The organism is Nocardia sp. NBC_01327 (assembly GCF_035958815.1).
Taxonomy (GTDB): Bacteria; Actinomycetota; Actinomycetes; order Mycobacteriales; family Mycobacteriaceae; genus Nocardia.
Window position 1 is genome coordinate 164,654 of the sequence record NZ_CP108383.1, and the last position, 25,482, is coordinate 190,135.

Below are 25,482 nucleotides of genomic sequence, written 5' to 3' on the forward strand. Positions count from 1 at the left end.
GAACCGCACCTGTGTCGTGCGAATCCCGCCTTCCGGCCGAACCAACCTCGGCTCACCGACACAGCCATGCCGGCGCAGCGGACATGCCGTGACCTGGAGACGGCGGGCTGTGGCAGACCCGCAGCGGGCCTGTGCACGCCGTAGCAGACGCGCGACCAGCGGCCTCAGGCGAGCGGCCGGAGTCGGGGTGGCGGACGTTCAGGCGGGTGGCGGGAGGGCGGCCGGAGGCTGGGCGGGGGTGAGGGTGGCGGCGCGGCGGCGGAGGTCGGCTACGGCGTGCAGGCGGCGCTCGAGGAGGGCGGTGCGGGTGGCCCGGGCGGTGGATTCGAGGGTGGCGGCCTCCTGGGCGGCGCGGAGGGATTCGTCGAGGGAGCGCAGGGTGCGTTCGGCGATCGCGGTGAAGTGGTCGCGGAGCAGGCGGTGGATGCGGTGCAGGCGGTCCTTCGTCTCCTTGGCGGTGTGGAAGGCGACATCGTCCAGGTAGCGGCGCACGGCGAGTTTGGCATCGGCGCGGCGTTTGGCCAGGCGGGCCTGCTTATCGTCGCGGAAAGCCTTGCTGCCGAGGAGAAGTCCGGCACCCAGGGACAGCGGGTTGACCAGGGACAGGCCGGCGAGGGTGCCGACCAGACCGGCCATGACCACGCCGCCGTACGACCCGCGCACGCCGACCAGGAGTTTGTGGCCGAGGCCGAGGTCCGGTTCCAGATCCGAGAGGGTGCAGGAGCCGGCGCGAGAAGCGTCGCCGTCCAGGGTTTCCCGCACATCGGGGAGGTCGACCGCGCCCAGTTCGGTGAAATGGGTGGAGACCTGTTCGGCCAGCCGCACCGCGCGCGTGCGCGTCCACAGCAGATTGTCGCCGACCGCGGTGCCGACGGTGCCGGTGAGCCACTCCTCCATGCGTTCCCAGTGCCGGCCCGGATCATGCTCGTCGATCCAGTCCTCCGCGGTGCGGGAGATATTCCGCAGCCGATTGCGCAGATCGTGGTCGACATCGCCGACCAGATCGGTGATTCCGTCCCCGAGCGTCTGCTGCCAGACGGAGGTCTTGCGATGCAGCTGCTCGGCAGCTGTTCTCGCTGACTGCAATTCACGCACCGCGGCGGCGCCGCGCTCCGGATCCCGCAGCGCCACCAGCTCGCTGCCGAGCGCCAGCGCCAAATGCTCTGTGGCGGAATTGATATCGAGCGCGACGGCCTGCCGCACCGCCGCCTGATCACGGGCGACCACATGCTCGCGCAGGAAACCGAAGACCTCGCCGAACCCGGATTCGCGTCCGAGCTGCTCGTCCTGCAGGCGCAGGGCATGGGTGCGCAGCACCGAGGACACCGGCAGCATCGGCACGTCGATTCCCGCACGGCTCAGGTGATTCCGGTTCGCCTCGGACACCTGCCGCCAGTGCGGATACAGATCGATCTTGGTGAGCAGCACCGCGACCGCCGGGCACAACTCCCGCACCTGCCGCAGGAATTCGACCTCCGGATCGGTGAGTTCGGTGGACGCGTCGGTGAGCACCAGCACCGCATCGGCCGTCGGCACCGCGCCGAGCACTCCGGCCGCACCGCTGCCGCCGTGCGCACCCAGCGCGGGGGTATCCACGACCACTATTCCGTCGGCGAGCAGCCGATTCGGCACCTCGATCTCGAGGCGTAATACCGCCCGCCCCTGCGCATGCGGTGACCGCGCGCCGACCGCGCCGATCTCCTCGACGGGCACCGGTAATCGGGTGACCTCCCCGTCCTGTGCGCCCGCGACCACCAGTTCCGCCCGGGCCGTCTGCCCGAACGCCAATACGGTGGTCACCGTGGTCGTCGTATCGTCGGCCACCGGGCAGATATCCAGATTGATCAGGGCGTTCACGAACTGGCTGCGCCCCTGATTCCCCAACCCGCACACCACGATCCGCCGCCGGGGGTCGCGCACCCGCCCCGCCACCGTCTCCAGCTGCGCGACCAGATCCCCGCGCTCCGCCCCCTCCGCCACCGCTATGGTTTCGGACAGTATCGACAGCAGCGGATCAACCGCCACGATCCCGCTCATCGCAGTCCTCGCAAATCTCTTCTCCGAGACCGCATCCCGTCAAGGATGCGGCCTCCCGCCAATACTCGCCCGGCACCGGGTCGCACCCCACTCACGAGTGCAGCATGTCCCCGATAATGTCCCCACCCGGATGCGTCCCCAGATCGATCCCGGAATGCACCCCGCCATCCCCGAACAACCCCGCATCCGCACCCCCGGCATGCACCCCCTCCCCGAACGCATTCGAAACATCCAGCCCCGCCCAAGGATTCAACCCCGACCCCACCCCAACCTCAGCCCCACCCACCCCATGCGCCCCCACATCAACCCCACTCCCCACCTGAGCCCCCACCCCACCGGCACCCTGCGCACCGACATCCACCCCGGTCCCCAACCCCCCGGAAACCCCGGCCCCCAATTCATTCCCGGCGTGCACCCCCGCCCCAACCGCAGAGTCAACCCCACCCGTAATTCCCGCACCCACCTGCGAACCACCGTGCAGCGCCGAATCCAAGCCCGAATCGAGCCCCGCGCCAACGCCACCGGCAGTCTGCGCACCAACATCGATGCCACTGGTCAACCCGGTCTCGAGACCAGCGCCAACCTGCGAACCACCGTGCAAGGCTGTATCCAAACCGGAGTTGAGCCCTGCGCCGACACCGCCGGCGGTCTGCGCACCGATATCCACACCGGTCCCCAACCCGCCGGAAAGCCCGGCAGACAGGTCATTTCCGGCGTGCACGCCAGCGCCGACCGCCGAATCGATACCACCGTTCAACCCGGTCTCGAGGCCCGCACCAATCTGCGAACCACCATGCAGGGCAGCATCCGGGCCCGAATTGAGGCCCGCCCCGAGACCACCGGCAGTCTGCGCACCGGCATCGATCCCGGTATTCAGACCGGCACCGAGCTGAGTTCCACCCCCGACAGCCGCGTTAGCTGCCCCGGAAAGCCCTGTCTCCAAACCACTTCCGATCTGCGCGCCCGCCCCCGCACCGGCTGCCAAACCACCGGAAAGCCCTGCATTCAGCTCACTCCCGAGCTGAGCACCCAGGCCGGTCGCACCGTTCACCGCACCATTCAGGCCGGTCTCCAAACCACCACCGAGCCCCACACCGGCGCCAACTGTGGAATCGATACCGCCGGAAAGCCCTGCGCCGAGATCACTTCCGAGATGCGCACCGAGATCCGTGGCACCGTTGACAGCGCCGTCGAGGCCGGTCTGCAGACCACCGGATGCACCCAGGGCTGAATTCAGTCCGCCGGAAAGGTCCGCGGCCGCGCCGGTACCTGCATTCACCGCACCGGACAAGCCGGTCGCCAAACCACCGCCGAGGCCCGCACCAGCCTGTGCACCCGCACCGATCGCGGAATCTATGCCGCCGGAAAGCCCCGCGTTGAGATCGCTCCCGAGCTGGGTGCTGAGGCCGGTTGCGGCGTTGACCGCGCCATTCAGACCGGTGGCTACGTCGCCGCCGAGGCCCGCACCAAGCTGCGCGCCCGCACCGATTGCGGAGTCGATGCCGCCGGAAAGCCCTGTGCCGAGGTCACTTCCGAGGTGCGCGCCGAGGTCGGTCGCGCCGTTCAGCGCGCCATTGAGGCCGGTCTGCAGGCCACCGCCTGCGCCGAGGGCGGAGTCCAGTCCGCCGGAAAGGTTTGCGCCGAGATCTGCGGCAGCGGCGGTGCCTGCGTTGACTGCGCCGGAGAGGGTGGCTCCGGCTTGGCCGAGGGCGTCGGCGGCGGCTTGGACTCCGGCGGTCAGGCCGGCGCCGGCGGAGAGGCCACCGGTCAGGGCGGAGGTGAGGTCGGCGGCGGCTTGGGTGCCGAGGACGCCGGAGAGGTTGGCTTCCAGGCCGGTTGCGGCGTTGGCGGCGCCGTCCAGGCCGGCGGAGAGACCGGCGCCGAGGGTGGAGGCCGCACCGGCGAGGGCGCCGATACCGGAGGAGAGGCCCAGTTCGAGGCCGGTTCCGGCGTCGCCGGTGAAGCAGACCTCGGTGCCGGTGGCGGTGGCCGTGCTGAGGTTCACGGTGGCGCCGGTCGTCCCCGCCGCGACCGTGCCGGTGTTCACCCCTACCGCACCATTGAGACCTGCGGCACCGTTCAGGCCGCTGGCGCCATTCAGCCCGGCAGCACCATTGAGCCCGGCAGCACCATTGAGCCCACCTGCACCGTTCAACCCGAGGCCTCCATTCACTCCGAGGTTCCCGTTGAGCCCGGCGCCGGTGTCGGCCCCGGCCCCGGCGGCACAGATCGCGGACAGCTGCGAACCTCCCGCTACCAGCGCGGATTCGGCCACCATCGGCGCGACGGCGGTGATGTCCTCCGGCGTCACCGACCCGAGCCCGGCGTCGGCGAGCGACTGTGCGGGGTTGGTGCAGTAGCCGGCCGCGGCTTCGTGATCCCGCAGCAGGTTGAGGATGAACTCGAGAATTGCATTGGGGCTCATGGCGAATCGTCTCCTGGGTGGGCGGGCCCGGCTGACCCGCACTGTTCGAATTGCTTTTCACGCTAGGAACCCGACCCGTTACGCCGTAACGGGGTGAACTCCCCCCGTTTCGCGTGTCGCCTCGGTAGGGGGTTGATGGCGATTAGGGGAATTTCCCCGGAATCGCGCGGGAAACGGTAACGGCGGTCCCCCAGCAACCGACAGGTCCCATGGGTCATCCGGCCTGCACCACAGCCTTTCGCACATTTCGGACGTAACAGCTTTCGGCCAGCACGCGAATCACCCGACGCGTGTTTCGATCGACAGGGGATCTCGAATGAGTCAGGGGATGGCGCTCGGCATTACTGTCGGGGCGTCCAATACGGTTGCCGTGACGACTTCGGGGGGACAGCGCAGACTGCACATCCGGCCGAGCATGATCGGCGCGGAGCACGAACTTCCGGAAAGCTTCCTGTCCAGGGTCGGAGACCCGGTGGATATCCGGATGCGAGACGGATCCGCTGTGCGCGCAGCGGATCTCGTGGCCGCGGCGATCGGCCGGGCGGTGGACGATTCCGGCCTCGCCGCGGCCATGGTGGCCTGCTATCCGGCCTGGTGGTCACAGCACACAGTGGAGGTACAGCGCGCGGCCCTCGCCGCCGCCGGACTCGACAGTGTGGCCCTGGTACCGGAACCTGCCGCCGCCATGCGCTGGCTGCAGGAGGTGCACGAATCCACCCACGACGGCGCCATGATCGTGTACGACCTGGGCGCAACGGGTTTGACCGTTTCGGTGGCACGCACCGGCGCGCTGTCCGGTCTGCTCGGCGAGCCGGTGCGGTCGACCGCCGTGGCGGGCGCCGAGTTCGACCTCCTGACCATGCGTTACGCCCTGGGACTCGCCATGGGTGAGACCGATTTCGACCCCTTCGATCCACTGGTCGAAAAGGAATTGGCCGAACTGCGGGTGCGCTGCAGGATCGCGAAAGAGGCGCTCTCCACACACACGGCGACCGTGATTCCGGTCCGCATGCCCGGCCAGAGCCCGATCGATGTCCGCCTGGTGCGTGATGAAGCCGAAGATCTCTACCGGGGTCCGCTGGTCGCCTCCATCGACCTGGTCCACGAGGCCGTGCGCCGCGCCGGACTGACCGCCGCCGAGGTGGACGGCATCCTGCTCACCGGCGGCGGCGCGGCCATCCCGCTGGTCACCGAACTGCTCTCCACCGAGTTCGGCGTCCCGGTGGCGGCCGCGGCCGATCCGGCCCATCTCAGTGCGCACGGCGCCGCATTGCTCGCCGCCGACCTGCTGGCCGATACGACCGACACCGAAGCCCATCCGACCATCGCGCCACCGGCGCGCCGCGAGGATCACGACGGCAGCCGGACTCCTGCGGGCGAACGCGGAAATACCCAGCGCGACATCGCCACTCGGCTGGATGACCCGCGCAGCATGCAGATCGCCGCGATCGGCGATCTGTCCGGCGGCGCGGTCGAACCGGTTACCGCCGTGAACAACAGCGGTGGTGAAGTCACCGGAAGCACTGTGGCAGCGGCGGTTCCACCACTACCCGAGCTACCCGACGAGGAACCTCGCACGGGTTTCACACACTGGCGCAGGGTCGCGGTGATCGGCGCGGTGGCCATCGCGGTGGCCGCCCTCGCCACCGGAACCCTGGCCATGGGTACCGGTGCGCAGTCCGCGCCCTCGAATTCCACTGCGCCACAGGCTCCTGCGACATCCGTCGTCGCGCCGAATCCTTCTGCCGCCCCGGTGAATGCCGGTGGGCAGACGGCGAATACCGGCGGGCAGACGATACCGGTCACGCACGCGGGAGCTCCGGCACACGCGGGCGCCCCCGCCCCGGGCACGACGGCGGCGGCGCCGAACGCGGCAGCACCGGCGACGCCCGGAGCGCCCGCACCCGCACCGGAGCAGGCGAATTCTCCCGCACCCCAGACGGTTCCGGCCGCACCCCAGCCGCAACTGCCCACGATTCCACAGCCCGTGATTACCGCGCCGACGGTCCAGCTTCCCGATCTGGGCCAGCTCGGCAAGGCAGTTCCCGCGGCGCCGACCATTCCGCATATCGGTGGCTGAGAGTTGGTTCTCCCGTGATAGGCAATACCCCCGTCGCACTGGATTCCCTGCCGTGCACGCGAGAGATCTTCCGGGAGTTGGATTCCGATGATCCCGCTCCCCTGCTGTATCTGATTCGCGGACGCTCCGGCACCGGCAAATCAACCCTGCTGACTGCCATCCGCAATCGCCTCCGCGCCCGCGGCATCCCCCTGATCGAGGCCGCCGCCATCATGTCGGCCGACCCCGCATCGACGCGGCACGACCCCCTTCGGCCCGATGTATCCACCGAGCCGATCGCGGGCGAGCCGCAGAGCCGCAACGGTTCCGGCACCCCGGCTGACACGGTCGCGAGCACAACGCGACAAACCCGCAACGGTTCCGGCACTCCCACCGACGCGGTCACGAGCGCAACGCAGCAGGCCCGCAACGGTTCCGGCTCCCCCGCCGCCTCGATCGCGAGCACAACGCGACAAACCCGCAACGGTTCCGGCACTCCCACCGACGCGGTCACGAGCGCAACGCAGCAAGCCCGCAACGGTTCCGGCTCCCCCGCCGCCTCGATCGCGAGCGCAGTGCCGCAGGCTCGCGGCGGTTCTGGGGCGGCGGCCCGCTCGCGGGTCGCCGTGGTGGTCGACGATGCGCACGGTTTGAGCCCGGCGGAGTTCGACAGGTTGTGTGCCGTCGCCGAATCCGGCGCCTGCACCGTCGTGATCGCGACGCTGCCCCGACCGCACGACCCGCGATTGCGCGCCCTGGCCGAACTGGTGGCGCGGCGCGGGCGGGTGGTGGATCTACGGGCCCTCGGTGCGACCGAGATCGCCCCTTTTGCACGCGAACTGGGCATGATGGTGCCTCGCGGGCTGGCGCAGCACATCCACCGCCAGACCGCCGGGATCCACGGCGGCGTGGTGGCGGCGCTGACCGCGGCCTGCGCGACCCGCCTGGACGCGGGTCTCAGCGCGGTCGACGATGCCGTCGCCGGCTGGGCGCGAGGCCGGCTGGACGACGCCGATCCGGACCTGCTGGACACCTTCGTGGTGGCCGCCATCGGCGCGGGCCTGGATACCGCCGAACTTGCCGAGGTGCTGGACGTGACCCCCACGGCCGCACAGGATCTGGTCGATCGCGCTCGCAGCAGCGCCCTGGTCACCGATGCCGATCTGCTGCTGACCCCGGCCATCGCACCGCTGCGCACGCTGGTCGGCGACCGCCGGGTGCTCGCGGTACAGCGCAGACTTCTGCAGGCCCGGCTGGACGCGGGCCTGCTGCGCGATCACACCGCACTGCTGCTGGCCGAATCCGGCGTCCGCGATCCCCGGTTGGCCGAATTCCTCTGCGCCACAGCTGAGAAGGCGGGCGACGAAGCCGTCCGCCACTACGCCGCCGCGGCCACGGCCGGCGCCGATCTCGAGGCCATCGCCCTGCGCTGGGCCGATGCCGCCGCCCGCACCGGCGACTGCGACACCGCCCTCCGCCTCGCCGAACCCGTCCTGGCCCGCCCGCATGCCGCGCCCGCGGAACTCGCTGCCGCGGTGCGCATCTGCGCGGGCGTCTGGACTCGCCGCGGTCTCGCCAATCGGGCCGCGCAGCTCTACACCTGGCTCGGCGCGGATCGAGTCGGCGCGGACTGGGCGGTGGCCGCCACCGTCCTGTACCTCGCGGGCCACGCGCCCACGGCCCGCGCCCTGTCCACCTGCTCCGCCCACTGGCCGCCCACCGAGGCCACCGCCCGCACCGCCCTCATCGCCGAAGCCCTGGCCGATTCGGTCGAAACCCTCCCACCCCCGGCACATTTCACCGCCGATCCCACAAACCGCACGTACCCGACCCCCGCCGACGCCACCCAATTCGCCCCAGCCCCACAGCGCCCCACCGCCGGATTCGCCCCAGCGTCGCACCTGCCCACCGCCTATGCCGCCCGGGGCGCAGCTGATCGGGGTGGTGAAGGTGTGGATCGGCCGGCACTCACCGGCGCTGCCCGATTGACCGCCATGACGCATGGCTCGTCCGAACTCGCGCCGGTTCCACCGCGTTTCACGACTCGGGCGGGCGAGGCCGGGCGGAGTGCGGCGGTCGCGGCGGCGTCCGCGCTGATTCACGCGGCGCATTCGGGGGTGGCGCCCAATGAGAACGGCGGGGACCGATTCCTGCCGTGCTCGGCGGTATCCATTGCGACGCTGCTGTGCCTGTCGATGGGCGAACCCCGGCGGGCCGCGGACGCCTTGCGCGGCGCCGGCCACGATCCGCAGAGCCTGGTGCTCGGCGCGTGGGTCGCCATGCTGGGCGGCGACGAGCAGGCCGCGGCCGCCGTGGTCGCCGGACTGGACCTGGCCGCACTCGATCCCCGGGACCGGCTGCTGGCGCACGGCGTCATCGTCGGATTGGCCAGGCGCAGCGGCGATCACACGGCTCTCACGCTGGCTTGGCAGCAGGCCTACCCGCTGTTCGACGAGGTGAGCGCGGACCTGCTGGCCCTGCTGCCGATCGGCGAATTGTGGCTTGCCGGAATCCGATTGCGCGATGAGGGCCGGATGACAGCCCTGGTCGACGCGGCCGGAGAACTGCTGCGCGTCCTGGGCGATCCGCCCGCATGGTCGAATGCCTTCCACTGGTACGCGATTCAGGCCGCCATCGCCCACGAGAGCCCGAACGACCTGGTGCCGCACGCCCATCGACTCAAGGCCGCCGCCGAATCCGGTGATTCGCAAGCCGCCGCGCTGGCGGACGCGGGCCGCACCTGGGTGCTGGTGCTGCGCGGTCAGGTGGAGCGCGTCCAGGTGGAGGCCGCGGTCGGCCGCCTGGCCGGACTCGGCCTGATCTGGGATGCCGCCCGCCTCGCCAGCGAGGCCGCCCTGGCCGCCGACGACCCGGTCACCGCGACCGCCCTGCTCAAGCTGGCCCGCACCCTGCGCACCCGGGCACGCCCGCCGGAGGTGCGCGCACCGGCTCCGGCCGCCCCGCCGCCGCGCCCGGAACCGCGCACCGATACGGTCCTGAGTGAACGCGAGCGAGAGGTCGCGGAGCTCGTACTGCTCGGCCTGACCTACCGGGAAATCGGGGCTCGCCTCTATATCTCCGCGAAAACCGTCGAGCATCACGTCGCCCGGATACGGCGTCGGATCGGTGCGAGCTCGCGTTCGGAGTTATTGTCAATGCTCCGCGCCATGGGTCACGGTTCCCTCCTCGTATGACCACGGCGCGGAGGAAAATCAGGACGCACCGAGTGAGGTAACCACGATGGCCACAGGGGTGGGCCTGCGGATAGCCGACGACGAATCCGTCGTGGCCGTCGTCACGGGCGATGACGCGACACTCCCGGTGCACTACATCGTGCGCGAGTCGATCCTGCACATGGCCGATGACGGTGACGCGGTGCTCGGCGGCGATCCGCCGGAGGGCCCGTCGAATTCGATCCGCGGATTCGTGAGCGCCGTCGGCGATCCGGCGGGCATGCCGGTCGACGAGGGCGAGGCGTACCGCGCCGAAGACCTGATGGCCACCGCCGCCTTCTGCCTGATCAATCTGGCCGCCGATCATCTGAACGGCCCGGCCGAGTTCTATGCCACCTATCCGACGGCGTGGCCGGACGAGAATATCCAGGCCCTGCGCGAGGCCCTCGACTATCTGGGCCTGAAGTCGGTGGTGCTGGTCAGCGAACGCGATCTGCCCCAGCCGGACGCCGACGACGCCGGAAAGTCGTTCGCACACAATGCCGCTCGCGCCGCACTGGCCGCGGTGCTCGCGACCCCCGCCGGTCTGACCCCGCCCGATCCCACCGCCAGCACCCAGAATGCCGCCGACGTCACCGATATCCTGCCCGCGCTGTCGGCGCCCGAGCCGCTCGCACAGGCGTATTCGGCGGCGTTCCCGGCGGCCACCACCGTCGATTCGGCGGTCGGTCCGATCACCGCCGAACAGCCGATCGTGCAGCTGCCGAAGCAGCGTGCCAATCGCGGTCCGTACATGATCGCCGCCGCCACGGCCATTATCGGTTTGCTCCTGGGTGGCCTCGGGGTGGCGGCGGTGTTGCGTCCGGACGACTCCCCGGCCGGTCCGCCGCGCGGTGAGGTGGCCAATCAACCGGCGGCGACCGCGGGCGCGGTACCGCCGCTGCTACCACCGAGTCCCGGCCCGCCGGCGGCCGCAGTGCCCGCACCCGCCGATTCGTTCGAAGCCCCGGCAACGACGAATCCGCCCATCACCACGGTGCCGCCGACCACCACCACCGAACCGCCCCCGCCGACCACCACGGTTCGGCCCACACCACCGCCGACCACGACGCCGGCCTACCCGCCGTATTACACGTACCCGCCGGTGCCCACCTGGCAGCTGCCGACGGCCCCGGTCTTCCAGGACCCCTGGCCACAGAGTCCGTACTGATTTAGTAGAGACCTTCTGTGGTTTGTACCCTAAAGTGGTGCGCTGACCGATGTTCCGCAAAGTAACCGGACTGTCGGTCTGCTGGTGCACTACGAAGGGACTCCATGCGCAAGTTCATGGCGCGCCGCGCCACGGTCCGAGCTGCAACCATCACGTTCGCTTCGACCGTCCTAGTCGGAACCTTGTTCGCATCGATTCCCGCCGGCGCCGAGCCGGCCGATCAACTCGCCGCCGACAAGCTGCCTGCCGAACTGGTGCAGGCGATTTCGCGCGATCTGAAGATGACGCCGTCCGAATATCTGGACCGCGCCGCCAAGGCTCAGCAATTGCGGGACTACGCAACGGAATTCCGCTCCCAGCGCCCCGACGAGTTCGCGGGCGCCTGGATGGGCACCGACGGTAAGCCCGTCCTCGCCGTCACCTCCCTCGATGCGGCCAAGGTGGTCGCCGCCGATGGTTACCAGACCCGGCTGGCTCCGATCAGCGCCGACAATCTGGAGGGTTCGGTGGATCAGCTGAACCACTGGATCACCAGCCTGCCGCGGGAAATCTCCGGCGCCATCAACTCGGTGGCAATCGATTTCCTCAACAGCCAACTGGTACTGAGTGTGGCGAACACTCCGGCCGGACATCTGCTGAATCTGCCGACCCTGATCGCGAATATCAAGGTGGTGCTGTCTCCCGACAGCGGCGGCCCGGTCGAGCGGCGCCCTATGGGTGGCGACACCTATATCAGCGCTCCCACCTCGCTCAATGATTCGGCGTTGACGACTGTGGATGTCTGCTCGTTCGGATTCAACAGTGTCGATTCGTCCGGTAATGCGCTGAACATCAGTGCCGGGCACTGCAATCCGAATATCGGCAAGGACAATCAGCAGGCCGATGTCTACCTGCCGAATGTTCACAATCTGACCGCCAGCCCGCAGCTGGGCAGCTTCGTGCGCTCACAGCTGGGTGGCGGCAATGCCCTCGACTACTCGGTGATCAAGCTGAACGACTCCGCGGTGAAGGCGGGCATGGATCAGCCGTCGGTCCGCGGCGCCAACGGCACCACGCTCACCATTACCGGTGTGGCCGATCCGATCACCGGCGCGCCGGTCTGCAAGTCGGGCCAATCCTCCACGTTCACTTGTGGTTTCGTCGTGGCCGATCGGGTCGAGACGCAGCTGTACACCTCGGAGGGCCAGTCCAAGACGGTGCGCGGCTTCGCCAGCAGCGCCTGCACCCTCGGCGGTGACAGCGGTGGCGCGATCGTGTCGGGCACCATGGCGCTCGGCATCACCAGCGGCTCGAATGCCGCCGACGCGCCGAATTGCAACGAGGCCAATACCCAGCTGGCGCAGTACGGTGGAACCGCGAGCCTGGGCATTCCGATCCGCGCCATTCTCACTGATATCGATGCGAATTCCGGCGGCGGTCTCGGCAGTGGCATTCAGGTGCGTTCGCGCTCCAACACGAACTGAATCTGAACTTCGGCCGAACGCGAGCCGAACCCGAATCCCCTGCGGGTTCGTGGTTCGGCTCGCGTTTGTGATCGAGCCGCGCACCCTACGCCTATGCCCACGAACCCTCAGCGCGAAACGCTCAGGAATTACGCTCGGGCGCGCGGCAATAAGTAGGCATAACGGGCTGGAGCCCATATAGTCGGCGTCATGCTCCTGCCACGTATGCGCTATTCCTCGCTGCCCGTGGGCCGCAGGCCGCGGTCCCTCGTCCGATCCGCCGCGATCGCAGCCGCCGCGCTGCTGGTCGCCGGGCCGATGGCGGCAAGCGCACACGCAGACCCCGCCGCTCCCCCGGCTCCCGCCGGCCCGGCGCTGCCCGCGGAACTGATCACCGCCATCACTCGCGACCTCAAGATTTCGCCCCAGGAATACCTGGACCGCGCGACCCTCGGCCAGAAGGTGGCCGCCTTCTCCGCCACCGCGCAGCGCCAGTTCCCACAGGTGTTCGCCGGCTCCTGGCTGGACGAGAACGGTAAGGCCGTCGTGGCGCTGGCCAACGGTGACGGCATCGACGGCGCCCGCAAGGCCGTCTCGGACGCCGGTTTCACCGTCAAGGACGTCGCCAAGAGCGAGACCACGCTGCGCGGCGAGAAGAACGCCTTCCAGAAGTGGCTCGAGGGTCAGCCCGATACGGTCGCCAAGTCCGTGCGCGGTGTGGCCATCAACACCATGAACAACAGCATCGCGGTGCGGGTCGACCAGGCCGGCCTGGCGCTGCCCAGCTTCGTCGATCCGGCGCAGGTCATCGTGATGGCCGTCCCGCCGACCGGCGGCGAGGACGCCACTGTCCCGCAGGCCGATCCGGTCGCCGGAGCGGGCGGCGGCCCCCTGGCCGCGGGCGACTCCTACGCCTCGGTGGCCGGCCGCATGTCGCTGCGCTGCTCGCTGGGCTTCAACGGTGACCTCAATGGCGCTGTCGTGAATATCACTGCGGGACACTGCGATCCGAACATCCCGGCGGCCGGTGGCGCGAATGCGCCCGGCGTCTACGAGCTGGCCGCGGGCGATCACATCGGCAACCAGCTCGGTTCCTTCCAGAAGTCGATCCTGGCCGCGCAGGACTACTCGATCGTCTCGATCAACGATCAGTCCCGCGATCGCTTCAGCAATAACCTGGTTCGCGTCCCCGGCGCGGCGCCGGTCGCCATCACCGGTGTGGCCGATCCGGTCGTCGGTGCGCCCGTCTGCAAGTCGGGTTCGCGCACCGGCTTCAGCTGCGGCGTGGTGAACGCCATCGACCAGACCGTCCAGGTCGGCGACCACCAGCAGACCCAGAGCTTCTCCGCCAATATCTGCGCCCTCCCCGGCGACAGCGGCGGCCCGATCGTCACCGGCACCCTGGCCCTGGGCATCTCCAGCGCCTCCTCGGTCGCCGACTACCCGATCTGCGAGATCCCCAACCTCATCGGCCTGATCACGGGCAATGCGCCCCAGCTGTTCGCGCAGCCGATCAGCACCGTGCTCTCCGACAACCCCGGATTGCGCGTCCGCACCAACTGAGCATGAGCAGCTGAAAAGGCCGGTAGCCCCAGGGCTACCGGCCTTTTCGCATTCCCGGTCCGAGCAGTGGCAGCGATCGGGCGGCAAGTCGCCCGGTAACGGCACTGTTGAGCCGTGGTCCGCGCACCGGCTGATCCGTCATGCTGGATGTATGTGTTTGGTGTTGCTCGGGTGGCGGGCGCATCCGGAGTATCGGTTGATCGTCGCCGCCAATCGGGACGAGTTCTTCACGCGTCCAACGGAATCGCTGCGCTGGTGGGACGAGGTGCCCGGAATGCTGGCAGGGCGGGATCTGGGCGCCGGGGGCGCGGTGCCGGGAACGTGGCTGGGTCTGGCCCGGGAATCGCATCGATTCGCGACGGTGACCAATGTGCGCGGGGTGAACGAGAAGCGGGCCGATGCGCGCTCCCGCGGGGCGCTACTGCTGGATTTCCTGCGGGGCGAGGCGGATTCGGAAAAATTCGTGCGCGGCGTCGCGGCCGCATCGGACGAATACAACGGCTTCAATCTCGTTGTGTCCGATCTGGAAACGCTGTGGTGGCACGGCAATCGCAGCGGGCAGGGTCCGCGCGAGCTGACCCCCGGATTCCACGGCCTGTCCAATGGCGCGCTCGCCGCGTCCCTGGAGGCGGGCGGTGAGATCCGCACCGGCACGGGCGCACCGGCGTGGCCGAAGGTCCGGGAAGGGGTGCTGGGCTTGCGCAGGGTCGTCGAAAACGATCCCGGTGAGGTATCGGCCTACCTCGGGGTGCTGGCGGACCGCACACGGGCCGCGGACGCGGAACTACCGGATACCGGAATCGGCATACTCGGTGAGCGCGTGGCCTCCTCGCGCTTCGTCAACCATCCGCTGCACGGAACCCGGTGCAGCACCGTGCTGTTGGTGCGCGAGGACGGGCGCTTCGAGATGACCGAGCGCACCTTCGCTCGCTTCGGCCGCCGCAAGGGCACGGTGTCCTTCCACGGCCGCCTCGAACTGCCGGACTGAGACGACACGCCCGGGGCGCACAGGCCGGAAAACACGACCGGCCCGCCCCGACGAAGCGGGCGGGCCGAACCGAGCGGTGGGCGTATTACTTACCGGAGGCCCACTGGGTGGTGCCATCGGGCGCCTGCATCGTATTGATGAGGTCGATACCGGTGGCGAGCAGCGCCGGGCCACCCACGGCGATGGTGCCGAGGATGCCGCCGATGCCGGCGCCCGCGAGCAGGCCGGGGACGCAGGCGGCGACGATGGTGACGATGCAGCCGATGATCGCGCCGACGGCAGTGCCGACGAAGCCGCCGATGGCGGTGGCGATACCGAACTTGCTGGAGAAGTCATTCATCGCGCGCTGGTTTTCCATCGGCGAGGCGATGGGCTGGGCAGCCGCGACCGGAGCGACCGCGACCGGCTGGGTGCTGATCTGCGCATCGGCCGGCTTGGTCGGCACGACCTCGAGGACCTTGCCGTCCTCCTTGACGTCGGCCGTGGCCGGAACCTTGGTGCCCGCGACGTCGAACTGCAGCGGGAAGGAGATCACAGTCGCCCCCTGAACGTCCTTGACGTTCACGACCGTCTGCTTCGGGTCTTCAGGCGTAGCGCCATCCTGCTGAGTGAGCTCGAAGGTCCCGTTCTTCAACGTGGACACAACGGTCTTACCGTCCACCTGCTTGCCATCGACGATGTGGCTGTCGACAAGCTTGGTGGAGTACGAGATCCCCGCGGGCTGAGCCGGAGCGGGAGCATCGTCGGCATGGGCAACGGTCATCCCCGTGGTCATTGCGCCGATGACCAAGGCAGCCGCCGCAGTGGTGCTGCGAAACTTCATTCGGTTTTTCCAATCCTTCATCAGGGTCGATCCATCGTCCGCATCTTCGCCACGCGAGGCCCTGGCTTCCCTCGGGCCCTGCCACGCGCTAACGGCAAACACTCCCCGAGCATGTGAAGATGCGCACAGACGTCGGACGGAGTGATCTTAATCGAAGGTTTGCCGGTAAGCGAGATTCCTGCTGCCCCCAAGAACTGTGTCTTTACTGTGACTTTCGAAGTAAGCCTGCCCTTTGTTAAGCGTGTGATTTGCCGGGATTTACGGTGTGGGAACACGCTGGACAGTTAAGTTACCGACGGGTAACTTACTGTTCGTTAGGATACGAGCCAACCAAGGCGGACCAGGCCGTCCTCGGAGAGCTTGTTGAACCGGTCAGAAAGGTCGCGACATGAATGCCCTGACAGTGACACTGGGCACGATTGGAGCGGTGCTCACCATCTTCTGTTGGGCATCGCTCATCGGTGGCGCGCGAAGTATCGTGCGCACCATCATGGTCGGCCAGTCCGCACCGGATCGGTGGCGGCCGTTCTTCCCCCGCCTGAAAACCATGCTGGTCGAGTTCCTCGCGCATACGCGGATGAACAAGTTCCGCACCGTCGGCTGGGCGCACTGGCTGGTCATGATCGGCTTCCTCGCCGGCTTCATCCTCTGGTTCGAGGCCTACGGTCAGGTCTTCGACCCCGAATTCCACTGGCCCATCGTCGGCGGCTGGGGCATCTACCACCTGGTGGACGAGATCCTCGGCATCGGAACGGTCATCGGCATCGTCACGCTGATCACCATCCGGCAGCTGAACCACCCGCGCCGGCCGGAGCGGCTCTCGCGCTTCAGCGGTTCCAAGTTCGCGCCCGCCTACGTCATCGAGTCCATCGTGCTCGTCGAGGGCCTGGGCATGATCTTCGTGAAGGCCGGCAAGATCGCCACCTACCACGAATCCCACACCTGGAGTGACTTCTTCACCCAGGAGGTCGCCAAGCTGCTGCCCGAGAGCGTCACCATGGTGTCGATCTTCGCGTTCATCAAGCTGATGTCGGGCGCGCTGTTCCTGCTGCTCGTCGGCCGCAATGTCACCTGGGGCGTTGCGTGGCACCGTTTCTCGGCGTTCTTCAATATCTACTTCAAGCGCGAGGCCGACGGCACCGTCGCGCTCGGCGCGCTGAAGCCCATGATGTCGCAGGGCAAGCCGATCGATATGGAGACGGCCGACCCGGACAACGACACCTTCGGTGTCGGCAAGTTCGAGGACTTCTCCTGGAAGGACATCCTCGACGTCACCACCTGCACCGAATGCGGTCGCTGCCAATCCCAGTGTCCCGCTTGGAATACCGGTAAGCCGCTGTCGCCGAAGCTGCTGATCATGTCGCTGCGCGATCACGGCTACGCCAAGGCGCCGTACCTGCTGGCCGGTGGCCGCAAGGATATGGGCGGCGACGAGATCGGTCTCGTCGATGCCGAGGGCAAGCCGGATGAGGTTGCGCTGTCGAAGATTTCGGCGGAGGCGCGGGCGGAGGCGGAGCGGCCGCTGGTCGGTGGTGCGGAGGTCAACGGCATCATCGATCCCGAAGTCCTGTGGTCGTGCACCAGCTGTGGTGCGTGTGTGGAGCAGTGCCCGGTCGATATCGAGCATGTGGACCACATCATCGATATGCGCCGCTACCAGGTGCTGATCGAATCGGACTTCCCGTCCGAGCTGGCGGGCCTGTTCAAGAATTTGGAGAACAAGGGCAATCCGTGGGGGCAGAACTCCAAGGATCGCCTGAACTGGATCTCCGAGGTGGACTTCGAGATCCCGGTCTACGGCAGGGATGCTGATTCCTTCGACGGGTACGAGTACCTGTTCTGGGTCGGCTGTGCCGGTGCGTACGAGGATCGGGCGAAGAAGACCACCAAGGCCGTCGCGGAGTTGCTCGCGACCGCGGGGGTGAAGTTCATGGTGCTGGGTCAGGAAGAGACCTGTACCGGTGACTCGGCGCGGCGGGCGGGTAACGAGTTCTTGTTCCAGCAGTTGGCGATGCAGAACATCGCGGTCCTCGATGGGGTGTTCGAGGGGGTGGAGGCGTCGAAGAAGAAGATCGTCGTCACCTGTGCGCATTGCTTCAACGCCTTGAACAACGAGTACCCGCAGGTCGGTGGCTCCTACGAGGTGGTGCACCACACGCAGTTGCTGAACCGGTTGGTGCGCAGCAAGAATTTGGTGCCGGTGTCGCCGGTCGCGAAGAACGTCACCTATCACGACCCGTGCTATCTGGGTCGGCACAACAAGATCTACGACGCCCCGCGTGAGTTGATGGAAGCTTCCGGCTCGACGCTGGTGGAGATGCCGCGCCATGGTGAGCGTTCGATGTGCTGTGGTGCCGGTGGTGCGCGCATGTGGATGGAAGAGAACCTGGGCAAGCGCATCAACGTCGACCGGGTCGATGAGGCCCTGGATACGTTGAAGGGTGGCAACGAGCCGTCGTTGATCGCGACCGGTTGCCCGTTCTGCCGGGTCATGCTGACCGATGGTGTGACCGCCCGTAAGGACGGTGGCGAGGTCGGCCAAGGTGTCGAGGTCGTGGATGTCGCCCAGTTGATGCTGGACTCGATCACCCGGGTCGAGGGTTCGGTGCTGACGCAGAACCTGAAGGTCGTGCAGCAGCCCAAGGTGCAGGAGCCGGAACCGGTTTCCGAGCCCGAGCCGGTCGCCGAGGCTGTCGTCGAAGAGGCTGCGGCCGAGCCCAAGTCCGCTCCGGCCGCGGGCAAGGGTCTGGGTATGAAGGGTCCGGCGAAGGCTCCCGGCGGCAAGGGTCTGGGCATGAAGGGCGGTCTCAAGGCCCCCGGCGCCAAGGCCGCCGCTGCGGCTGCCGAAACCGCCGCTCCGGCAGAAGCTTCCACCGAAGCTGCTGCGGCCCCGGCCGCACCCGCCAAGGGCCTCGCTATGAAGGGCCCGGCCAAGGCACCCGGTGGCAAGGGTCTCGCAATGAAGGGCCCCGCGAAGGCTCCCGGCGCGAAGGCTGCCGCTCCGGCCGCAGCCGCCGCTGAAACCGCCGCTCCCGCAGAGGCTTCCACCGAGGCCACCGCCGCGCCCGCCGCACCCGTCAAGGGCCTGGCAATGAAGGGTCCGGCGAAAGCTCCCGGCAAGGGCCTCGCCATGAAGGGCGCCGGCAAGGCTCCGGGCGCCAAGCCCGCCGCCGCACCGGCTGCTGCGGAAGCCTCCGCGGCAGCAACCGCTCCGGCGGAAGCCGCTGCGGCACCGGCAGAATCGGCTCCGGCCACTCCGGCCCCCGCCGCTCCGGCGGAATCGGGCACGGCTGCTCCGGCAGCGGCCGCCGAGGCCAAGCCGTCCATCGCCCCCAAGGGCCTGGCCATGAAGTCCGGCCTCAAGCGCCCCGGCCCGAAGGCCCCCGGCGCTGCGGCCCCGGCCGCCGCACCGGCACCTGCTCCGGCCGAACCGGCAGCTGCTCCGGCCGAACCGGCAGCTGCTCCGGCCGAACCGGCGGCTCCCGCCGCCGAGGCGCCCGCGGCCCCCGAAGCTCCGGCTCCCACCGAGCCGACAGCCCCGGAGACCAACGGCACCAAGGAAAACGGCTCCGAAGGCAATGGCAGCAAGGACAGTGGCGCCGCCACCCCTCCCGCCGCCAAGCCCGGCGGCCTCGGCTTCAAGTCCGGCCTGAAAGCCCCCGGCAAGAAGAGCTGACCGACCACGACTGACCGACACGGGCGCGCTACCCACCAGGTAGCGCGCCCGTCTCGCACTCTCCCCAACCACACAGCCCGCGTTGCGATCGCACTCCTCCACCACACAGACCGCGTTGCGATCGCACTCCTCCACCACACAGACCGCGTCGCGACCGCACTCCTCCACCACACAGACCGCGTCGCGACCGCACTACTCCACCGCACAGACCGTGTCGGGGTCGCACTACTCAACGGCACAGCAAGTGTCTGGATCACACAGCACGCGCACGGGCTGTGCCGTCACTACATACGCTGTTCCGTTGCGGTACGCGTTGTTCCGCCGCAACACGGTCTGAGTAGGGGAAGACCGCCGGGCCGAAGATGAATAGCGGGTTGCGAAGATCGAATCTGCTAATGCTTAGCAAACGCCGGGGGCGATCTTCGACCATACTTCGAGGTATGACGGAAGCGCGGGCGGTTCGGGTCGAGATCGGGGTGGAGTCGCTCGCGGGGGTGCGTATCGCGGACGTGGCCGGGGCGGCGCGGGTCGAATTGTGCACCGGATTGTCGGTGGGCGGGTTGACGCCCAATGCCGCATTGGTGGAGGCAGCGGTGGGGGCCGCGGAGAATGTCCAGGTGCATGTGCTGATTCGGCCGCGGCCCGGGGACTTCCGGTACTCCGCCGAGGAGGTCGCGCTCATGCGCGCCGATATCGAGCTGGTGCGCCGACTGGGCGCGCACGGGGTGGTCATCGGCGTACTGGACGAACACGGGCATGTGGATGCCGAAGCGAATGCCGGGCTACTGGCCGCCGCCGAGGGTATGGAGGTCACCTGTCATCGCGCGTTCGATGTGTGCGCGGATCCCTACGACGGCTTCGACCAACTGCTGGAACTCGGCTTCACCCGCCTGCTCACCTCGGGCCGACAGGTGTCGGTGCTCGACGGCGCCGCGCTCATCACCCGGCTGGTCACCCTGGCCGACGGCCGCATCGAGGTGATGGCCTGCGGTGGCCTGCGCGCCGACAATGCCCGCCGCGTGATCGAGCTGACCGGCGTCCGGGATCTGCATGCGGCCGTACGGATTCCGGTGCCGGCTCTGCCGCAGCCGGACAGCACCGAGGTCTCGTTCGAGGAGATCGGTGTGCCGCGCGGCTCCGATCACTTCGCCACGGACGCCGACGGTGTCGCAGCCCTCTGCGAGGTGGCGCGCCTCACCGTATAACCACGTCCGATCTACGGCTTGGAGTGCCGCCCGCCGCGCGGCGGTTGCTGCGGCTTGGTGGGCCAGGGCGAATTCGGATCCGCCTGGTGCGGCGGCGTATTCGCCTGCTCCGCAGCAGCTCTCAGCGACCACGGCGCGGGCGGATCGGCCTGCTCCTGCACCCGGTCGACCGGCCCTGTCACCGGCCGGAACACCTGCGTCGGCGGCTGCTGCTCACCCCGGTACGGCGGCGGGCTCACCGCGGGGTTCTGCCGTGCACCCCGGGCTGCCGGAATCGGTTGTGCATCTTCGGCTACCGGCGCCTGCCGGGCCGCGCCGGTCCGTTCCGGACGGGGCGGGCGCGCGGACTGGCGCGGACGATTCGGACCCCCGGCGCGCGGGCGCGCGGGCTGCTTGCCACCGAACGGCCGAGCCAGGATGACCGCGATGGCAGTGGTCAACGGCACCGACAGCGCGAGCGCGATACCGCCGACCGCGGACCGCGCGATCTCGATGCCGACGGCGTCACCGGTGAGCACGTCCCGAATGGAGCGCCCCGCGACACTGAACAGCAGCAGCAGCGGCAGCGCACCACCGGCGTAGGCGAGCACCAGGGTGTAGACGGTACTGGCGATGTGATCCCGGCCGACCCGCATGGCGGCCGCGAAAATGCCGCGCCGGGTGGCCTTTTCATCGAGCGCCGCCAGCTCGAACGCGGCCGAGGCCTGGGTGATGGTCACATCGTTGAGCACACCGAGCGAGCCGATGATGAAGCCCGCGAGCAGCAGTCCGGTAATGCTGACATGCTGCAGATAGGTCGCGACATTGGTGTTCTGTTCCTCGGACAGGCCCGTCAGATGCGTCATCTTCAGTGCGAGCCAGGACAATACGGCCGCCAGCACCATCGAGGTGAGTGTGCCCAGCAGCGCGGAACTGGTCCGCAGATTCACCCCGTGCGCGAGGTACAGCACCGAATAGAGAATGAGCGCACCGGCGATCAATGCCACCGGAATGGCCGGTTTCCCGTCCAGCAGCGCGGGCAGCATGAAGATCACCAGCACCCCGAAGGCGAAGATCAGTCCGATCAGCGCGCGCAGGCCGCGCCAGCGCGCGACGACGACAATGACCAATGCGAAGACCCCGACGATAATGCTGAGCGGCAACCCGCGCGCATAGTCGTCGAACGAGTACGTCGTGCCGCTGGTATCACCCGGCTTCGCCTTGGGGTCGACCTGCCGCACGATGCGCATGCGATCACCGACACGCAGATCCGGCTGCCCTGGACCGGGCGCGATTTCGAAGAGCGTGAGGCTGCCCTTGTCCGGCCCGGAGTCGATCGTGACGATGCTGCGCTGGCAGTTGTACCCGGTGGTGCGCGGCGCCTGCGGCTTCTCGTCGAACGGCTTCCCCTGCGAGGGGCTGCCGCACGCACCGAGATCCTGCGAAATCACCGTCCCGGCCTCGGTCTGCAGCGCCCCGCCGCCTCCGTTCTGCATGGGCAGCGGAATATCGACGTGCTGCGCACTGGGCCACAGCCAGAATGCCCCGGCCACAACCAGCACGCCGATGAACGTCAGCAGTCCGACGACCACACGTGCGGCGGTAGTGCCGATCGCTATGGGCCCGGAGTGGTCGTGATGGTGATGATGGTGATCGCTCACTCGGGCGAGCCTAAACGAGAACCGTTCCCGAAGTACGCACGGAGGCTCATAGTCTCACCTGAAAAGAAAGAGGTCCGAGCGGGGCGGACACGCTCGGACCAAAAGTTTGAGGGGGCGGCGGAGAGCAGGGGGATGTCTCCGCCGCCCGGGGATCAGCGGCCCAGGGGGGGTAGGCCGGCTAATCCAGGGCTGGACGTCCCAGGGGGGGTAGGAGGTCCAGCCGGGGCACCTGAGTGCCAAGGCCTACTGTACACAAAAGACCGTTCTTTGCGCTAGCTAAGTCTCTAAAAACCCAACTTTTTCGTACTAGCGGTTTGTTTTCGACCGTGTCACAACCGCGCCATTGGACAAATGCCCAGTTCAGCCGGATTCCGCGCCCGGAAACCGGGGGCGCGACCCCCGAATCCCCTACTACTGCCGATAACTCGCGAGGAAATTGCCGAAGCGCTCGATCGCCACGGACAGATCCCGGGCCCACGGCAAAGTCACGATCCGCAGGTGGTCGTGATGCGGCCAGTTGAACCCGGTGCCCTGCACCATGAGGATCTTCTCCTGCAGCAGCAGATCCAGCACCAGCTTCGAATCATCGCGGATGGCATGCACTTCCGGATCCAGCCGCGGGAACGCGTACAGCGCGCCCTGCGGCTTCACACATGAGACACCCGGAATCGTATTGAGCTTCTCCCACGCCACATCGCGCTGCTCCAGCAGTCGCCCGCCGGGCAGGATGAGATCCTCGATGCTCTGATGTCCGCCCAGGGCCACCTGAATGGCATGCTGCGCGGGCACATTCGGGCACAGCCGGGACGAGGCCAGCAGCGAGATGCCCTCCAGGAAGCCGGCGGCATGATCGGTCGGCCCGGTGATCACCAGCCAGCCGGAGCGGTAGCCCGCCACCCGGTACGCCTTCGACAGGCCGTTGAAGGTCAGGCAGAGCAGATCGGGCGCCAGCGAGGCCAGCGAGATGTGCTTGGCATCGTCGTAGAGGATCTTGTCGTAGATCTCGTCGGCCAGCAGCAGCAGTTGATGCTTGCGGGCCAGATCCACGATCTGCTGCAGCACCTCCGCCGAGTACACCGCACCCGTCGGATTGTTCGGGTTGATCACCACGATGGCCTTGGTCTTATCGGTGATCTTGGCTTCCATATCGGCGATATCCGGCTGCCAGCCATTGGACTCGTCGCACAGATAGTGCACCGGCGTACCACCGGCGAGGCTGGTCATGGCCGTCCACAGCGGATAGTCCGGCGCGGGCAGCAGCACCTCGTCGCCATTGTCGAGCAGCGCCTGCATGGTGATGGTGATCAGCTCGGAGACGCCGTTGCCCAGGTACACGTCGTCGACGTCGAATTCCGGGAAGCCGGGCACCAGCTCGTAGCGGGTCACGATGGCCCGCCGGGCCGGCAGTATGCCCTTGGACTCCGAATACCCCTGCGCGTGCGGCAGCGCGGCGATCATGTCGCGCATGATCACATCCGGCGCCTCGAATCCGAAGGGCGCGGGATTGCCGATATTCAGCTTCAGGATGCGGTGGCCCTCCGCTTCCAGCCGGGCCGCGTGCGCGTGGACCGGACCCCGGATCTCGTAGACCACGTTCTGCAGCTTGGTGGACTGCTCCAGGACGCGCGGGGACCGATGCGGTAGGTGACTGGAAGGACTCACCCGTCCAATGGTGCCATCCGCGCGCAACCAGCTTTTTTCACCGCGCGCTATCGGGCGGCAGCATGCCCTTGGCGGCGGTGGTGCCGCAGAACTCCTCGATGCTCTCGTCCAGGTCGCGGGCCTCCACGGCCTCCCGGAACTCCGGGCGGGTGAGGCGCTGTCGCAGCCCGGTGAGCCGCTCCTCCAATTGCGCGATGCGCTTGTCCTCCTCGAGCCGCAGCACCGGCCGCAGCGCGTCGGCGGCGCCGTCGAGACTGCCGTTGATCAGATGCGCGGCGGCGCTGTCCACCCGGGCCAGCGATTCCGCACCGTAGGAGCGCTGTTCGGTGGGACCGTTCGAATACAGCTCGATGGCGCGGTGGGTGGCCTCCAGCGCGGGCCGGGCCTGACCGAGATGGATGTAGGTCGCCCCGGCGTAGTAGTGACTCTTGGGCTGGTTGAAACCGAACACCCCGCCGACCTCGTCGTGCAGCATGTCACTGGCACTACCGTCGCGGGCCGTGTCCGCCGAGCGAATACAGCGTTCCGCGTCCGCGACGCTGCCCAGCCGCGACCAGATGCGCGCCTCGATATTGTGCAGCCGCACCTGCGAGGTCGCCGATTCGGCGTACTGCTGCCCGCTCTGCGCCAGCAGCACCGCCCGCCGCGGCCGCTCCGACCAGTATTCGATGAGCGCCTGCATTCCGCGGGTCCACGCCCGTAAACCGTTGTGCTCACACAGCTCCGCGTAAGCCCAAGCGGCCCTGGCCTGTTCACCGGCGGCATCGACATAGCCCAGATCGGTGCTGGCATTGGCGAGTAGACCGGACAAAGTGCCCGCGAGCAGGTACAGGTGCCCGGTATCCGCCGGTCTCTGATGGCCTTCCAGCAGGCGGTAGACGCGGCGGCGCACCCGCAGCATCTCCACCATCATCGGCACCGGCGGAATGTGCACGTACTCATTGGCTATGCGCGTGACATCGGCGTCGAGTTGTTCCAGCACGGTCGCTCCCACATTGGTGCCCTCCGCCCTCCCGGCATGCTCGCTTGCTTCGTGGGCAGCCGCCATGATCAGATCCCTCTCCGAAATCGCCGCTAACGCATCGCCTCTCATCGCACCCGCATCGACGAGTGCCAGCAAATCCGCGTCGCTGGAATAACTGGCTTGCGCCGGAATGTCCTGCCCTGCTTGGGCACTGCCCTGGCGCGCATCGAAACCGGGTACGGGGCGGTCGCTCGAGGGCTGGTCGATCAGATCCGCGAACCGTGCCCGCACCACATCGTCGGACCTGGCAAGAGATGTATCGAGGGCAGCCTGATTGACGGGACGGGGATGCACCCGATCCCCCCCGGCCTCCCACTTGGAGATCAGGCGTTCGTGCACACCCAGATGCGCCGCGAATTCCCGGATACTCATCCGTTTGGCATCGCGGAGCGCACGGGCCTCTCTACCTGACCACTGCCGGACCACGGTGTCATCCCTTCCGAACGAACTCCGATCTCCAGGGTACGAGTGCATCGTGACCTCGGCCACATGCGAGATCTAGCTGGTATCAGTCGCTTACGCGCTGGTAGCAGTGGCAGTAGTAGGGCAGCGCAA

Annotated in this window: 13 protein-coding genes and 1 pseudogene; 8 read left to right on the forward strand and 6 right to left on the reverse strand. The window is 68.1% G+C overall.

The window, feature by feature from the left end; translation table 11 throughout:
- Nucleotides 1–198 precede the first annotated feature (198 nt).
- Both OG326_RS00720 and OG326_RS00725 read right to left on the reverse strand, forming a co-directional pair.
- On the reverse strand, nucleotides 199–2,037 hold the full coding sequence (locus tag OG326_RS00720; RefSeq protein WP_327142697.1) for a dynamin family protein: 1,839 nt from the start codon (nucleotides 2,035–2,037) through the stop codon (nucleotides 199–201).
- Nucleotides 2,038–2,128: 91 nt separating this feature from the next.
- On the reverse strand, nucleotides 2,129–4,462 hold the full coding sequence (locus OG326_RS00725) for an IniB N-terminal domain-containing protein (protein ID WP_327142698.1): 2,334 nt from the start codon (nucleotides 4,460–4,462) through the stop codon (nucleotides 2,129–2,131).
- 316 nt (nucleotides 4,463–4,778) lie between these two features.
- Between OG326_RS00725 and OG326_RS00730 the strand changes: the two genes are divergently transcribed.
- The 6 genes from OG326_RS00730 to OG326_RS00755 all read left to right on the forward strand — a co-directional run bounded on the left by OG326_RS00730 (nucleotide 4,779) and on the right by OG326_RS00755 (nucleotide 14,897).
- On the forward strand, nucleotides 4,779–6,542 hold the full coding sequence (locus tag OG326_RS00730) for an Hsp70 family protein (protein WP_327142699.1): 1,764 nt from the start codon (nucleotides 4,779–4,781) through the stop codon (nucleotides 6,540–6,542).
- Between the two features lie 14 nt (nucleotides 6,543–6,556).
- Entirely contained in the window at nucleotides 6,557–9,715 is a 3,159-nt protein-coding gene (locus OG326_RS00735) for a LuxR C-terminal-related transcriptional regulator (RefSeq protein WP_327142700.1), read from the forward strand.
- A 46-nt stretch (nucleotides 9,716–9,761) separates the two neighbouring features.
- Nucleotides 9,762–10,904, forward strand: coding sequence for a hypothetical protein (locus OG326_RS00740; RefSeq protein WP_327142701.1), 1,143 nt, complete (start codon nucleotides 9,762–9,764; stop codon nucleotides 10,902–10,904).
- A 104-nt stretch (nucleotides 10,905–11,008) separates the two neighbouring features.
- Nucleotides 11,009–12,367: a S1 family peptidase gene (locus OG326_RS00745; protein WP_327142702.1), complete on the forward strand. Its 1,359-nt coding sequence runs from the start codon at nucleotides 11,009–11,011 to the stop codon at nucleotides 12,365–12,367.
- 189 nt (nucleotides 12,368–12,556) lie between these two features.
- Nucleotides 12,557–13,909 (forward strand): S1 family peptidase, encoded by a 1,353-nt coding sequence (locus OG326_RS00750; protein ID WP_327142703.1) that lies wholly within the window; start codon nucleotides 12,557–12,559, stop codon nucleotides 13,907–13,909.
- Nucleotides 13,910–14,060: 151 nt separating this feature from the next.
- Nucleotides 14,061–14,897, forward strand: coding sequence for an NRDE family protein (locus OG326_RS00755; protein WP_327142704.1), 837 nt, complete (start codon nucleotides 14,061–14,063; stop codon nucleotides 14,895–14,897).
- 85 nt (nucleotides 14,898–14,982) lie between these two features.
- On the opposite strand, the gene OG326_RS00760 is transcribed toward OG326_RS00755, so the two are convergent.
- A complete protein-coding gene (locus OG326_RS00760) occupies nucleotides 14,983–15,822 on the reverse strand; it encodes a hypothetical protein (RefSeq protein WP_327142705.1) in 840 nt (279 codons plus the stop codon).
- 286 nt (nucleotides 15,823–16,108) lie between these two features.
- Between OG326_RS00760 and OG326_RS00765 the strand changes: the two genes are divergently transcribed.
- Together OG326_RS00765 and OG326_RS00770 are read left to right on the forward strand one after the other, a co-directional pair.
- A complete protein-coding gene (locus OG326_RS00765; protein WP_327142706.1) occupies nucleotides 16,109–19,396 on the forward strand; it encodes a (Fe-S)-binding protein in 3,288 nt (1,095 codons plus the stop codon).
- A 440-nt stretch (nucleotides 19,397–19,836) separates the two neighbouring features.
- Nucleotides 19,837–20,601 (forward strand): copper homeostasis protein CutC, encoded by a 765-nt coding sequence (locus OG326_RS00770; protein WP_327142707.1) that lies wholly within the window; start codon nucleotides 19,837–19,839, stop codon nucleotides 20,599–20,601.
- Nucleotides 20,602–20,951: 350 nt separating this feature from the next.
- On the opposite strand, the pseudogene OG326_RS00775 reads toward OG326_RS00770, so the two are convergent.
- The 3 genes and pseudogenes from OG326_RS00775 to OG326_RS00785 all read right to left on the reverse strand — a co-directional run.
- Nucleotides 20,952–22,241 (reverse strand): annotated as a pseudogene (locus OG326_RS00775) (YibE/F family protein); the annotation flags it as partial.
- A 411-nt stretch (nucleotides 22,242–22,652) separates the two neighbouring features.
- Nucleotides 22,653–23,912 carry a pyridoxal phosphate-dependent aminotransferase gene (locus OG326_RS00780; RefSeq protein WP_327146311.1) on the reverse strand — a complete coding sequence of 420 codons (1,260 nt, stop codon included), beginning with the start codon at nucleotides 23,910–23,912 and terminating at the stop codon, nucleotides 22,653–22,655.
- A gap of 28 nt (nucleotides 23,913–23,940) precedes the next feature.
- Complete coding sequence (locus tag OG326_RS00785; protein ID WP_327146312.1) at nucleotides 23,941–25,401, reverse strand: helix-turn-helix transcriptional regulator; 1,461 nt, start codon at nucleotides 25,399–25,401, stop codon at nucleotides 23,941–23,943.
- Nucleotides 25,402–25,482 lie beyond the last annotated feature (81 nt).

Bases quoted from the DNA above. Each gene is read 5' to 3' on its own strand.
- OG326_RS00720 (WP_327142697.1), bottom strand. From the start codon at position 2,037: ATGAGCGGGATCGTGGCGGTTGATCCGCTGCTGTCGATACTGTCCGAA.
- OG326_RS00725 (WP_327142698.1), bottom strand. From the start codon at position 4,462: ATGAGCCCCAATGCAATTCTCGAGTTCATCCTCAACCTGCTGCGGGAT.
- OG326_RS00730 (WP_327142699.1), top strand. From the start codon at position 4,779: ATGAGTCAGGGGATGGCGCTCGGCATTACTGTCGGGGCGTCCAATACG.
- OG326_RS00740 (WP_327142701.1), top strand. From the start codon at position 9,762: ATGGCCACAGGGGTGGGCCTGCGGATAGCCGACGACGAATCCGTCGTG.
- OG326_RS00745 (WP_327142702.1), top strand. From the start codon at position 11,009: ATGCGCAAGTTCATGGCGCGCCGCGCCACGGTCCGAGCTGCAACCATC.
- OG326_RS00750 (WP_327142703.1), top strand. From the start codon at position 12,557: ATGCTCCTGCCACGTATGCGCTATTCCTCGCTGCCCGTGGGCCGCAGG.
- OG326_RS00755 (WP_327142704.1), top strand. From the start codon at position 14,061: ATGTGTTTGGTGTTGCTCGGGTGGCGGGCGCATCCGGAGTATCGGTTG.
- OG326_RS00765 (WP_327142706.1), top strand. From the start codon at position 16,109: ATGAATGCCCTGACAGTGACACTGGGCACGATTGGAGCGGTGCTCACC.
- OG326_RS00770 (WP_327142707.1), top strand. From the start codon at position 19,837: ATGACGGAAGCGCGGGCGGTTCGGGTCGAGATCGGGGTGGAGTCGCTC.
- OG326_RS00785 (WP_327146312.1), bottom strand. From the start codon at position 25,401: ATGCACTCGTACCCTGGAGATCGGAGTTCGTTCGGAAGGGATGACACC.